We start from the raw sequence: 12,714 nt of genomic DNA, 5'->3' as shown, positions 1-12,714 counted from the left end.
TTAGGAGGGAGCTGTGGCGGACGGCGGAGACTTGGAGAAGCGCAGGCGCGACCTGTACGCGATATCTCTGGGCATCATTCTGTACAACACCGCTCAAGGCAGTGTGTCCGAGACTGCTACGACACTCTTCGGCGCGGTACACCTTGGGCGGCCGTGGGTGCTGATTGTCGGTGCCGGCATCATGTGGGCTTACTTCTTGTGGCAGTTCTTGCTCGCAGCAAAAGGACAATGGAGCAGAATCGCCAAGGACGTCGACCGGCAAATTGGCAGGGGGCGCGGTTTCCGCCGCTTCACGGCCCGTCGCCTGCAATGCATTGCGCAGTCAGCGCGCGAAAAGGCGGAAATATATCGCTCAACGAATAGCAGTGGGCATAGGGTCTACACCGAGTACGTCCGCCAAGTGGAAGAGGGCATCGCATTGAAGCGTTGCTTTGCGCGGTCTGCGGACTGGTTGAAAACGTTCGATCAAGATTCTCTGAGCGACCGGTCTGGCAACCGCACACACCTTCATTTGGGCATAGCGGAAGACGACTACAAGAAATACGCTGAGGAACAGGTCCCGTTTGCGGAGTGGCAGCGTAGGCGGATCGTCTGGGCTGCCGCGTTGTGGTCAGCCATCCGCGAGGATGCGTTTTCCGATTTGCTGCTCCCATTGATCGTGGCCATCGGTCTAACAGGTGTGTCACTGCTTGTGCGGCTGTCCTGATTGGAAGTGATGCCGACGAACCCGCCCCGCAAGGAACTGACGCCGGAGCAGGACGCGAAGCTCCGCGAGTGGGCGCACCAGCGCTTGCGCGAGGGGAAGGCGCCGCTGACGCCGCAGGGACGCGAGGCGATGCTGCGCAAGCGGCCGCCGGCGAACAAGCTCCCGGCGTAGGGCTGTGCCCCGCGCAGCGTGGGAGAAAAACGCCATGGGAACGAAGATAATCGAGGTCGCAGAGGTGAATCCGATCCCGGCGGGCGTTCGGGCGGAGACGGACCGGCAGCAAGCCGAGCAAGCCGCACTGTGGGCCGCGCTGACGACGACGCAGCGGGCGCGCAGGATCGTGAACGCGGACTTCGCGAACGAGCTCCTGACGGCAGCGGAACGCAGGTCGAAGATGCAAGCGCTGACGGACTGACCGCGCGCGAGCCGGCGCGGTCACACACTGGCCGGCTCGCATCCCCTCGGCAATTTCAATCCGCGCCGATCACTCCGCCAAGTAGGTCGGCGATTGCCCGAGCCGTGGCGTTGACGTGTGCGGCATCCAACGCGCCATCGTCGTGCGCGGTTGCCGCGGCGAGGACATGCGCGAGCGCTTCGGCGCGTGTGAGGTTTTCGAGGTTCGCAGCCATCGTGTGTTCCCCTGTGTTGTCGCCCCGGCGAGGGTGCCGGGCTGGGTCGAGTTTGCATAGCTCGAGGGGACGCGCAAGCGCCTGGGGAATGCGTACGCATTGCGCGTAACGGCGCGCGCGAAGCGGCGAAACGATCCGCACAACGCGCAGCCGCTCGTCTCGACCCCACCCCCACCCAGCCCTCTCGCGCGAGACAACAGGGCCGACCCAAGTTGTTCTAGTACCCCTACTCACGCGCTGGAGCGCGGCAAGCGTTCGCCTTTGTCCCCCCGGGGTACCCCTCTTGCTCTGCAGGATCAGGCCGACGGGGGCACTCACTCAGAAAATTTTTGCGCAAGAAAAAGACGCCACTTGCCCTTCACTTTTCGCCGCGTGCTAAACCCGAGGAAAAGCCGCACGCCGTTCCTCGTACTTTTGCCGCCGATTTTTACCCGCGTCCACGCTGAGCTGTTAACCCGCGCAGACGTCTGGGATAGCTTTGCTCCAAGTCGCAACCCTGCGACCTTCTACAAAAGGAGCAACGCATGACCATCAAGGACGAACTCCCCACCATCGACCGCGAGCGCGCTACAGATCAGCGTGTGTTGCCGCTGTGCTGGCGCCTTCGCGACATCACGCGCGAAACCGGCATGCGTCGATCGTCCATTTATGCGGCAATGAAAGCTCTTGGATTCCCGGCCCCGGCCAAGGTCGGGCGCGCCAGCTTGTGGAGTCGCGCCAGCGTGATCGAATGGCTCGACGCACGCTTCGCCGAACGCGGCGCGGCACATTGACCGCTGACCCACAAAAACGAAGAAGCCGCCCAGCGACGGAACGCCGGACGGCTCGAATGGAATCACGTGGACAGTGAGTATTTTACGCCAACCGCGCCAATCGGCGAAGGGCTGAGCGAGCAAGAAGCGGTGCGCAAGCTCGCGCGCCGATCATTAGACGACGTCGAGTCTGGGCGCCAAGCTGGTGTTCGGCGAGTATCAAGCGCGGGCGCTCGGCCTGCCGCATGTCAGCGAAGGGGAAGCGCTGCTTGCGTATGCGACGGAGTGGCAATCCCGGCTGGACGCGGGCTGGCAAATGAAGGCGCGCACCGCTGAATGGTGGGACGCGAACGGCCCGCCAATGATCGCGTATGCACAGGATCCTGCGGCACGCCGGACACTAGGCGAGCCGCGGCCGACCCGAGCGGCGGCACCCATCTATGGCATGGCCGCAGCAGCGACCGCCGCGCCGGTTGTTGTCGTGCTGCGTAGCGTAGCCGTTGGCGACCTCCGGAGCGCCTTGCTGTCGCCCGTGCGATTCGCCGTCGACACCATCGTCCCGCGCTCTGTAGCAACGATGCTCGGCGGGCACGGCGGCACGGGAAAGAGCACCCTCGCGCTAGTCATCGCTGCGCACGTGGCGTGTGGCGTGCCGTGGTGCGGCCTGCAATGCGCACAGGGGCGCGTGGTATTCGTGACGCTCGAAGATCCCGCCGAGGTCGTGCGATGGCGCTTACGCTTGATTGCGGAAGCCTACGGCCTCGACGCCAACACGATCGCCCAAAACGTCGTCATCCTCGACGGCACGGACGCAGATTCTTGTGCGTTGGCACATGAGGCGGTGAGCGGCGGTCGGGCGACGCTCGAGCAGACAGCTGCCATGCGGCAAGTCAGCGAGTCCGCGACCGGCGCGACGCTGATCGTCGTCGACAACGCAAGCGATGCTTTCGACGCCAACGAGAATGACCGGCGCCAGGTGCGCGCGTTCGTTCGAGCGCTCGCGAAGATTGCGCGCGATAGCGGCGCCGGGCTGCTATTGCTCGCGCACATCGACAAGCAAGCGGCACGACATGGCTCAGCCGGCAACACGTACAGCGGTAGTACCGCGTGGCATAACTCGGCGCGCAGTCGGCTTGCGCTGGTCGAGTCGGAGTCTGGCGGCTTGGAATTGCGACACGAGAAAGCGAACCTGTCGCGCAAGGCCGATCCGATCCGGTTGCGGTTCAACGGCGACGGCGTTCCCGTTCCGCTCTCCGCTGGTGCGGGCGCGGCATTCGAGCATGCGCACGATGCGGACCTCTTGCGATGCATCGCAAGCGCCATCGAACGCGGCGACTCCATCGGAACCGGCCGAGCGGGGCCGGGCAACACACACGCGCACGCCAAGACGCTAGCCGGGTTCCCCGAAGCACTCCGGCCCGCGGGCAAATTCTGGCCGGCGCTCGGTCGCCTCGCCGACTCGGGGGCGATTGTTCGCGAGGACTACACCACGCCGGCGCGCAAGGCGCGGCAACGCTGGATGGTTGCGCCGGTTGCGCCGATTGTTGGAACTGTCGCAAACCCGCACATCGGCGCACATCCTGCGCCAGTTGTGCAGGGGGTACGGGGGAATTGGAGCAACTCGACAACTGGCGCAAGCCCCGATCCAAGCACCGAGGTCGGCCCGGACGCGGCAACTCTGCATTGACGGATTCCGCTCCTCGCAACGGCCTGCACACGCGAGCCCACCACCGCGGCGCGCCCTGCGCCGTTTCACCAACGCGGCAACGATGCCGCATCAACGACAAGGAACGAACACACATGGACAATGAGCAGCACGCCGCGACGATATCGCTCGCCACTATCTACGGGGAACTCAGAGACACGACACGCGCCCTGCGTGAAGCGCAACAGCGAGCGCTCGACGTCATCAACGCGCGATTCTGGAACTCTGGGATCGCCGGGTGTGCGGACGCGGCCAGGCGGATCAGCCCGAGGATGGCGAACGTGATCCGTGAAGGGACGGCGCTTGCCGATGAGGCGACGCGCCTTGTCGATCAGATGCGGGACGCGGTTCGCACCGCGCCGCACTTTGATGCCCGTTTGCCGTTCGCTACGCGGCCGCACGAGCCCGCGCCAGCGCCGACCGCTACCACGGCAGCCTCCTCGGCTGGCGAGGCGCAGAGCTTCGCGCAGGCGGCGCAAGCGGCGTTTGCTCGTGCAGGCGCATAGCCTGATCCAATGGTCGCGCTCGGCAGGACGCCGGGCGCGGCCGATTCATCAACACACAACGCAAGGACGCGAACACATGGACACCAACAACGACTCCAAAGCAACGACGTTCCCCGATCCCGACCGCTCTCCCTTCGCGGCTCGCGTGCTGCTCACGCTACTCGGTCGCGGCTCAGTCAAGCCGATGGATGTGGACATGGATCGACGTGTTCCGCAATTCATCGCAGCGATTCATGAGCTTCGGGCGCATGGGTTTCGGGTTGCGCCGAAGCTGGTCCGCCACAAGCCTGCGAGTAACGGTACGCTTGTTCTCTGCGATCCCAGCGGAGTGCGCGTCGACGCGCTGTTGCTGGATGGCGGATTGGCCGCCCGGGAGTGGTGGGCGCGCGTGCAGGCATCACCAGCGTGCGAGGCTTGGACGCATCGGGTTTGCGCTGAGATCACGCGCCAGGACGGCTAGAGGCGTTCGGTTCCGAACATATCGGACAGTTTTTCGGCCCGCGGTTGGGCTTTGCCCGCCGCAGCTGCCAAGGCGCTCCCATGCGCGCCAAGTGCATCAACGGACGCCGGGCGTGTGTGGCAGTGGAAGCACTCCAAGGCGACGAGGCGGGTCTAAACTGCTCAGCAGGCGAGAGGGCTGTGCGATGGCTACAGTGCCTACCTCAACCCAAGGCGCGTGCTGCCCCGCAGCAGGATTGGCGCCCTTTGCACAATCGTGCCTCGGGCGTTACTCTTCGCCGCGTCCAATTCCGGGGGAACTCGAGGCGTTGCGCGTGGTCTGTGAGAGCGCGACCCCGAGAGATATGCGATGAGTTTCGTGTGAGCGAGCCCGTACCCTCTAAGCTGATGATCGAACCGATCATCGAAGCTATTGCGGAAGTTCGGTTCTTCTCCCCGCGTTTTGTCGAGCAACCGGTTCCGATCGGACCCGTGATGGCAATGTTTGGCTCGCAGTTTCCGAATCTAGAAGAAACGGCAGCTAAACGAGTTCCGTTTGAGTTGCGGGGCGCGGATGAATCATTTCGTTTCGCCGCCACCTACCAGATGTCGAACAGCAATTCGCGCATTCTGTTGGGTGACAGGTCGGTTGCTTTCACAAGCACCGAATATGGCGGTTGGGATAACTTCAAAGCGCGGCTCCATGAAACGGTGCGGCCTATTATTGAAATGTTCGAAGCAGGAGTTACGCGTGTATCTGTGCGGTACGTGAACCTGCTCTCCGGCGATGGCGTGAAGAAGCAGCTCGCAAGGACCAAAGTACTGTTTCCTTTCGATGCTATCGGGCGCGAACCGAGTTCGTTTCAGTCGCGCGTGGATTTCCGCATTGATGATCTGGTTTTGGTGCTACAAGTCGCGACAAATGTCGAAGCAAAGCGTGGGGACTCCGCGGAAGTTATGCAGGGCGCCGTCATAGACATCGATTCAATCCTTGAGAAGCGCTTTGAGGCTTGGGCGGAGGTTGAGGACGGATTCGAGAGAGTTCATGCGCTTGAAAGGGATACTTTTTTCAAATTGCTGTCCAGTGATACTATTAGTTCCTTCAAGCCGGTTTACCACGGGTAGCGACGGGGGTCGTTATGGCTATCGGTACGTTGAGTTTGCCGACGATGGGCGTTACTTCAGCTCTTACGGGCTATCCGCTAGACGCGATTGCATCAGCGGAGGTCAAGTTTTCGCCGGCGCACAATCAGATTCAATACAACGTCAGCCAGTTGGCATCGAGCTCGAGCGTGGCGTTTAGCTATCGCGTTACGACAGTGGGGTCGATCGGTGCGGAATTCTCACGTCTAGTTGATGAATTCTCGAGCATGCAGACTGGGTTCGATCAGGACGTCGCAAGACTAATCACGCAGGGCTGGGACGAGATCTTCGACTGAGCTCTCGCTGTGGCCGGCCTTTTCGATGACATCAAATCGACGCTACCCAGCTATCTGTCGCCGGAAGATCAGATAGAGCTACTGAGCGAGCTTCGGAAAATCGTAAAAGGACAGGCGCTGAGTGGATCAGCTTTTTACGGTTCAGGTGAAGCGGCTGCGATTTGGCAGGGCGACGTCTTCAATGCTATTACCTGGGTTCGCATGCGTGCTGGCGTTCCAAGTCTTGAACCTCAGACGTTCATGGTGTTGAGCAATACGTGCGATATCTGCACTGACAACGATCGCACAAGGGCCATGCAAGTTGTACTCGCGCCCGTCGCGACTATCGCCAAATTTCGGGCATATCTTGAAAAGTCGCTCGACATCAAACGGGTCGATGGCATCGTCGATGGCATTCGATCGCAGACCAATACGATGATGTTCTACCTTCCGAAAGGCGGGGGTGGGCTGGCTGAAGACTCAGTGGTATTTCTCGACTCGCTGCAGTCCATCCCATTGGAAACGCTTACTGCGGACGACAAGAAACGTCGGCAAGCCACCCTCAGCGGCTTAGGTTGGTATCTCCTACTGGTAAAGCTCGCCATGCACTTTTGCCGTGCATTTGAAAACGAGCGGCGCCCATCTGCCGTATCCGGTGACGCGAGATCAGCGCTTCCATTAAGTAGGCTTCGGAGGCTGTGGAATGCAGTTGCTAGGCGCGCTTGGGGTGCTGCAAGTTAACGTTGTGCTGTGGCTTCACGAGTGGAGTTCTTGGCGCACGAATTGAATGCTTGGCGATTGTGAGTACGATTGTGAGTACGCAGGTGATCCTGCAACGCACATGTGCTTGCCGAACAGAAACATACGCCAACTTTGCGATAGCTGGTGGGCCACCATCTGATTGACCAGCCCCGTTGCCGCTCCGTCGGTGCGATGCTGCAAACTGGAATATGCTGCGGATGGCGGCTCGATAGCCGCCGGAGGAGCGCCATGCCTGGCCCGGTGCGCGAATACCCGCTCGATCGTTGCGACCGCTTCCTCGCGCGCTGCAAGAGTCGCAGCAAGGCGATCAAGGTGTTCGCGACAGGGGATTCCTGGCTCGCCGCGCCGGGCGGCTGGTGGCGCGGCAAGTCGGTCGTGCAGTTGCTCAACGACGACGACTGGGTCGCTTCCGTCGATCCCGCCCATCCCGGCTTCAACGTGCTGTCGATCGCCAAGGTCGGCTTCGAGATGAAGCAGATGCCGACCGACCACGATCTGATCGCGCTCGACTACGTGCGCAGCGAATTCGCGCGGCAAGACAAGCCGTTCGCGTTCGACGCGTTCATGGTCAGCGGCGGCGGCAACGATTTCATCCCGAAGATCCAGACCTACGTCAGCGGCGGCAACGGCGCGGCGCAGATCGATGATGCTGCACTCGACGCGATCTTCGACCTCGTCGCCGCGCGCTGGAGCCAGTTGCTCGCACGCCTCGTGCCCGGCGATGCGCCGGTGCTGACGAATGGCTATGGCCCGATCGTGCCGACCCTGGTGCCGGGTTCGACCTGGTTGCCGTTGCTCGGCATCGGTCCGTGGGTCGGACCATGGCTGCTGCAGCATTGCGGCCTCGACCTCGCGGCGGCGCGAGCCCTCGTTGCCACCGTCAACGACCGCTTCAATGCGCGCGTCGCGGCGATTCCGGGCGCGAGCTATTTCGACCTGCGCCCGACCGTCGCCGCAATGCCGGCGTCGTACTGGCACGACGAAATCCATTTCACCGCGCCGGGCTGGAAACTCGTCGCGCAGCGCTGGATGGAGGCGCTCGACGCCCACGCCGGACGCACGCCGCTGATCGGCGCCGCGTTGCGCGGCCTGCGCATGTCGGCCTTGGCGGGTGCCGCGCCGATGGCCGCACCGTCCGCGCCGGCGCGCAAACGCAAGGCCGCCGCGAAGCCACGCACGACGAAGTCGGCGAGCGCGCGCCGCCAGCGCCCGGGATAGGGAAACCCGGTCGTCGCGCCACTGCGGGTTCACGCCATGAATGCCGGCCACCGCGATGGCGCGTGCAACGGACTTGTGATGCACTGTTGCATCGCCTCATGCACCCGGATGCCTTCGCCGATGTCCCCGACCTTTGTGCGCGTCGCCAGCGTCAGCCTCCTGCTCAGCCTGCTGTGCGCCTGCGCACCGACCGCGCCGCGCGCGCTCAATCGCGGCGCCGCGACGATCGAGGTTCCGGTGATCCACCATCCCGACGGTGAGACGCCGGACTGGTGGTTCCGCGCCGGCGCGTCCGCTGCGCACGCGAACCTGCCGCAGCGCGCACACGCGAAGAACGTGATCGTGTTCCTCGGCGACGGCATGAGCATCCCGACCATCGCGGCCGCGCGCATCCTCGACGGCCAGCGCAAGGGCGGCTCGGGCGAGGAAAACCGGCTCAGCTTCGAGAACTTCCCGGCGACCGCGTTGAGCCGCACCTACGAGACCGATTTCCAGACACCGGACTCGGCCGGCACGATGACCGCGATCATGAGCGGCATGAAGACGCGCGCCGGCGTGATCGGCGTCGACCAGCGCGCGACGCGCGGCGATTGCGCATCGAGCCGTGGCACCGAAGTCGTCAGTGCACTCGAGCTCGCCGCCGCGGCCGGACTCGCCACCGGCGTCGTCACCACCACCCGCATCACGCATGCGACGCCGGCGGCGACGTATGCGCATCTGCCTGAGCGCAACTGGGAAGTCGACACCGAGGTCCCGGCGAAGGAGGCGGCGTCGGGCTGCGTCGATTTCGCGCGCCAGCTGGTCGAGTTCGGCATCGGCAACGGCATCGACGTCGCATTTGGTGGCGGCCGCACCGAGTTCATGCCGGCCGACCAGCACGATCCCGAATACGCGGGCTTCCCCGGCAAGCGCCTCGACGGTCGCGACCTCATCGCCGAATGGCTGAAGAAGCCGGGGGCCAGCTACGTGTGGAACGCGCAGCAGTTGAACGCGCTCGATTTGGGGCACGCGGACCACGTGCTCGGCCTGTTCGAGGTCGAGCACATGAAGTACGAGAACGAGCGGCCGAAGGACCCGGGTGGCGAGCCGAGCCTGTCGGAGATGACGCGCGCGGCGCTGACCGTGCTGCAGAAGAACCCGCGCGGCTATTTCCTGATGGTCGAGGGCGGCCGCATCGACCACGGCCACCACGCCGGCAATGCGTTCCGCGCGCTCAACGAGACGATCGAATTCGCGCACGCGGTCGAGGTCGCGAACGCGATGACCTCGGCCGACGACACGCTCATCCTCGTCACCGCGGACCACAGCCACACACTGGCTTTCGTCGGCTATCCGGCGCGGGGCAATCCGATCCTCGGCAAGGTGCGCGGTTCGAGCGGCGAAGGCGCGCCGAGCAAGGACTTCTCGCGCGATGCGATCGGGCTGCCCTACACGACGCTGCAGTACGCAAACGGCCCCGGCTATCCCGGCGCGAGCGAGCGCCAGCCGGAAGGCGCCAAGCACTATCCACACGATCCGACCGGTTACCAGCGCGCCGAACAGGGTCGCCCGAACCTGGAGCACGTCGACACCGAGGCCGAAGACTACGAGCAGGAATCGATGATCCCGCTCGGCGCCGAGACGCACGGCGGCGACGACGTCGCGGTGTTCGCGCGCGGACCGGGCTCGGCCGCGGTGCACGGATCGATGGAGGAGAACGCGCTGTTCCACGTGATCGCGCAGAACGCCGACGCGATCCGCACGCAGTTGTGCAAACTCGGTGCCTGCGATGCGAACGGCGTGCCGGTCACGCGCCCGACGCGCGAGCAGCTGTTGCAGCTTGCTGCAAGAGCCCGCCCCTAGGGGGGTACGCGCAACGCGCGTGCCGCCGATGCTTGACGATGAAGGTGGTGACGGCGGGACTCGCGCTGCGCGCTCGACCCGCCCTACGCAAGCACTTCGAGTGCCGCGACCGAGCGCATCAAGCGCGGCGACAGATAGCCATGCGAGCCGCAGGGCAACAGGCCGGCCCCGGTGAAGCGCGCGCGGTACCACGCCGGAGTGCGCGCGATGAAGCCGCGCGTATCGCCGGTGGCGCCATCGCGCGAGGTGAACAGTTCGAGGAACGCCAGCCCTTCGAGCGATTCGACCACGCCGGCGAGGCCGCGCCGAAATTCCGCGGCCGGCACGTAATGAAGCACGTCGCTGCACACGATCAGGTCGTAGCGGGTATCGAAGCGCAACTCGCCGAGCTGGCCGAACGTCGCCAGGCCGATGTTGCGCGAACGACCGTAGCGTTCGACCACGTACTCGCTCGAATCGAGTCCGCGGTAGTCGAGTTTCGGGCGAAGCTTGAGCAGCGGCGCGCGCCACGGCGCTTCGCCGCAACCGATGTCGAGCACGTTGTGCAGGGGTCGCGCGAGATAGTGCTCGGCCAGATGCACGACCATCGCGACCTTGCGCGCGAGTTCCGCGCGCGAACCGACGCGGTGCTGCGCGCTGCGGTACCACTTGTCGTAATAGGCGCGATCGTATTGCTTGGCCATGCGGGCCGTCCGTCCACCGATGCAGCACGCATGGTATGCGAGTTGCGCTGATCGCGGCGATTCCCGCTCCGCCGGTTCGCGTCGGGCCCAGCCCGACACCCACTCCGTTCGCGTCGTGCGCAGCCCGACACCACCTCCGTTCGCGAGCGCAGCGCGACGCCACTTCCGTTCGCGTTGAGCGCAGCTCGCGCAAGCGAGCGAAGTCGAAACGCCGGCGGTGGCGCCGAGCCCTTCGACTCCGGCCTTGCAGGCCTGCGCTCAGGGCGAACGGACTCGGGGACGCCTGGACTGTTCCAGTCGCGTTGAGCGCAGCCGGTGGTCCACTCCGTTTGGGTCGAGTGCAGCGCGATACCGACTCCGTTCGCGTTGAGCGCAGCCGGTGGTCCACTCCGTTTGGGTCGAGTGCAGCGCGATACCGACTCCGTTCGCGTTGAGCGCAGCGAGCGCAAGCGAGCGAAGTCGAAACGCCGGCGATGGCGCCGAGCCCGGGCGTTTCGATTCAGACTTGCACGCCTGCGCGGCCGGTCTCTACATGCAGGCTCGCAAGGGTGCGCGCACGACTGTGCGGGTCGCTCACGTCGTCGACCGCGACGCAGTCGCTGCGCCACAGGTCCGGTGTGATCTCGCAGCGCAGGTAGCCGCGCGAGCGGCTGTCGAAGTAGCGCACGTGCGGATTCAGGTGCAGGTCGCGCACGCGTTCGGCGTAGTCGTCACCGGCCGAACTGATCGAAGTGCCGACGAACTCGCTCGCGACGGTTGTGCTGGCCGGGTCGGCGAAGTCGACTTTGAGGTCGTTGGCGTAGAACGCGTGCACGTCGCCGCCGAGCGTCACCACGTTCCGGATGCGTTGCTCGCCGATGAAGCCGAGCAGGCGTTCGCGCGCGCGCGGATAGCCGTCCCAGCCATCGTTCCACACGCGTTCGATGGCGTCGTCGCCGCGCGACACGAATGGCGCGACCAGCGTCTGCTGGCCGATCACGTTCCAGCGCGCATCGCTGTCGGCGAGCCCACGTTCGAGCCATTCCTGCTGGTGCGCACCGAGCAGGCTGCGTTGCGGAGCGCGCAGCTCGCCGCAATCGGTCCCGAGTTGCGCGCCGCGTTCGGCGCACGCGTGCGCAGCCCGGTACTGGCGGTCGTCGAGTACGCTCAACGTGGCGAGGTCGCCGAATGCGAAGCGCCGGTACAGCAGGTTGCCCGCGCGGCTGCGTGCGCGCAGCGGCATGTGTTCGCAGTAGGCGCGGTAGGCCGCCGAGCGGCGCGTTGCGAACGCGGACGGCGCCTCTCCGTAAGCGGAAACGAGGCCGGCGTAGTCGTTCGAAACTTCGTGATCGTCCCACGTCACGAGCCACGGATACGCGGCGTGTGCCCGTTGCAGGTCGGCGTCGGACTTGTAGCAGGCATGCCGGTTGCGGTAGTCGGCCAAAGTTTGCGCGCCGTGCGGCGATTCGTGCCGGCGCAGCTGCGGACCCCACGAGCCTTCGTAGATGTAGTCGCCGACATGCAGGACGAGATCGAGGTCATCGCCGAGCATGTGCCGGTACGCGGCGTACCAGCCGTGTTCGTAGTGCTGGCACGAGGCGAGCGCGAGGCGCAGGCGTTGCACGCGCGCGCCGGCCGCGGGCAGGGTACGGCTGCGCCCGATCGGGCTTGCCTCGCCACCGCAGTGAAACCGGTACCAGTACCAGCGGTCGGCGTCGAGGCCGTCGACTTCGACATGCAGTGCATGCGCGGACTCGGCGCGCGCGATGCCGCGCCCGCGCCGCACCACGCGCGACAGCGCCTCGTCTTCGGCGACGACCCAGTCGACCTCGTAGTCCTGCATGGGCAGGAACAGGGCGTCCGTGTGCGCGGTGGCGATGCGCGTCCACAACACGAAGCCGTCCGCCGACGGATCGCCCGAGGCGACACCGAGCGCAAACGGGTACGCGTCGAAGCGACCGCGCATCGGCGGGCCGCTGCCGAGCGCGAGGCCGGCGAGCCCGAGCGCGGACGCGCCACCGAGGATGAATTGTCGTCGCGACCAGCCAGCGTGGCCGCGCGTGGCGTCGTGCATGC

15 protein-coding genes are annotated in these 12,714 nt (G+C 65.0%); 12 read left to right on the top strand and 3 right to left on the bottom strand.

All coding sequences use genetic code 11. From position 1 onward, the window contains the following. Positions 1-13: 13 nt before the first annotated feature. The 3 genes from ACILRJ_RS01100 to ACILRJ_RS01090 all read left to right on the top strand — a co-directional run bounded on the left by ACILRJ_RS01100 (position 14) and on the right by ACILRJ_RS01090 (position 1,121). Positions 14-706, top strand: a complete 693-nt coding sequence (locus ACILRJ_RS01100) for a hypothetical protein (RefSeq protein WP_395679497.1) — start codon at positions 14-16, stop codon at positions 704-706. 9 nt (positions 707-715) lie between these two features. Further along, positions 716-877, top strand: a complete 162-nt coding sequence (locus ACILRJ_RS01095) for a hypothetical protein (protein ID WP_395679495.1) — start codon at positions 716-718, stop codon at positions 875-877. A gap of 64 nt (positions 878-941) precedes the next feature. Then, entirely contained in the window at positions 942-1,121 is a 180-nt protein-coding gene (locus ACILRJ_RS01090) for a hypothetical protein (RefSeq protein ID WP_395679493.1), read from the top strand. Between the two features lie 55 nt (positions 1,122-1,176). On the opposite strand, the gene ACILRJ_RS01085 is transcribed toward ACILRJ_RS01090, so the two are convergent. After that, entirely contained in the window at positions 1,177-1,335 is a 159-nt protein-coding gene (locus tag ACILRJ_RS01085; RefSeq protein ID WP_395679491.1) for a hypothetical protein, read from the bottom strand. 524 nt (positions 1,336-1,859) lie between these two features. Here ACILRJ_RS01085 and ACILRJ_RS01080 point away from each other — a divergent pair. The 9 genes from ACILRJ_RS01080 to ACILRJ_RS01040 all read left to right on the top strand — a co-directional run bounded on the left by ACILRJ_RS01080 (position 1,860) and on the right by ACILRJ_RS01040 (position 9,976). Beyond that, complete coding sequence (locus ACILRJ_RS01080; protein WP_395679489.1) at positions 1,860-2,108, top strand: helix-turn-helix transcriptional regulator; 249 nt, start codon at positions 1,860-1,862, stop codon at positions 2,106-2,108. A gap of 184 nt (positions 2,109-2,292) precedes the next feature. Next, positions 2,293-3,774: an AAA family ATPase gene (locus ACILRJ_RS01075; RefSeq protein WP_395679487.1), complete on the top strand. Its 1,482-nt coding sequence runs from the start codon at positions 2,293-2,295 to the stop codon at positions 3,772-3,774. A gap of 113 nt (positions 3,775-3,887) precedes the next feature. Continuing rightward, a complete protein-coding gene (locus ACILRJ_RS01070) occupies positions 3,888-4,298 on the top strand; it encodes a hypothetical protein (RefSeq protein ID WP_395679485.1) in 411 nt (136 codons plus the stop codon). A gap of 76 nt (positions 4,299-4,374) precedes the next feature. Then, a complete protein-coding gene (locus ACILRJ_RS01065) occupies positions 4,375-4,758 on the top strand; it encodes a hypothetical protein (protein ID WP_395679483.1) in 384 nt (127 codons plus the stop codon). Positions 4,759-5,144: 386 nt separating this feature from the next. Then, positions 5,145-5,861: a TIGR04255 family protein gene (locus ACILRJ_RS01060; RefSeq protein WP_395679481.1), complete on the top strand. Its 717-nt coding sequence runs from the start codon at positions 5,145-5,147 to the stop codon at positions 5,859-5,861. 14 nt (positions 5,862-5,875) lie between these two features. Further along, a complete protein-coding gene (locus ACILRJ_RS01055; protein WP_395679479.1) occupies positions 5,876-6,175 on the top strand; it encodes a hypothetical protein in 300 nt (99 codons plus the stop codon). Positions 6,176-6,184: 9 nt separating this feature from the next. Next, the gene (locus ACILRJ_RS01050) at positions 6,185-6,895 is read left to right on the top strand and encodes a hypothetical protein (protein WP_395679477.1); all 711 of its coding nucleotides are present in this window, start codon (positions 6,185-6,187) and stop codon (positions 6,893-6,895) included. A 249-nt stretch (positions 6,896-7,144) separates the two neighbouring features. After that, entirely contained in the window at positions 7,145-8,134 is a 990-nt protein-coding gene (locus ACILRJ_RS01045) for a hypothetical protein (protein ID WP_395679475.1), read from the top strand. Between the two features lie 120 nt (positions 8,135-8,254). After that, positions 8,255-9,976 (top strand): alkaline phosphatase, encoded by a 1,722-nt coding sequence (locus ACILRJ_RS01040; protein WP_395679473.1) that lies wholly within the window; start codon positions 8,255-8,257, stop codon positions 9,974-9,976. An 83-nt stretch (positions 9,977-10,059) separates the two neighbouring features. Here the strand turns inward: ACILRJ_RS01040 and ACILRJ_RS01035 are convergent, their stop codons facing one another. Further along, on the bottom strand, positions 10,060-10,659 hold the full coding sequence (locus ACILRJ_RS01035) for a class I SAM-dependent DNA methyltransferase (RefSeq protein WP_395679471.1): 600 nt from the start codon (positions 10,657-10,659) through the stop codon (positions 10,060-10,062). A gap of 499 nt (positions 10,660-11,158) precedes the next feature. After that, entirely contained in the window at positions 11,159-12,712 is a 1,554-nt protein-coding gene (locus ACILRJ_RS01030) for an alkaline phosphatase D family protein (protein ID WP_395679469.1), read from the bottom strand. Between the last annotated feature and the right edge of the window lie 2 nt (positions 12,713-12,714).

The sequence above is a fragment of the Dokdonella sp. genome (assembly GCF_044227025.1).
Taxonomy (GTDB): Bacteria; Pseudomonadota; Gammaproteobacteria; order Xanthomonadales; family Rhodanobacteraceae; genus Dokdonella_A.
The sequence above is the reverse complement of the archived record's forward strand: the minus strand, read 5'-3'. Positions and strand labels throughout refer to the sequence as shown.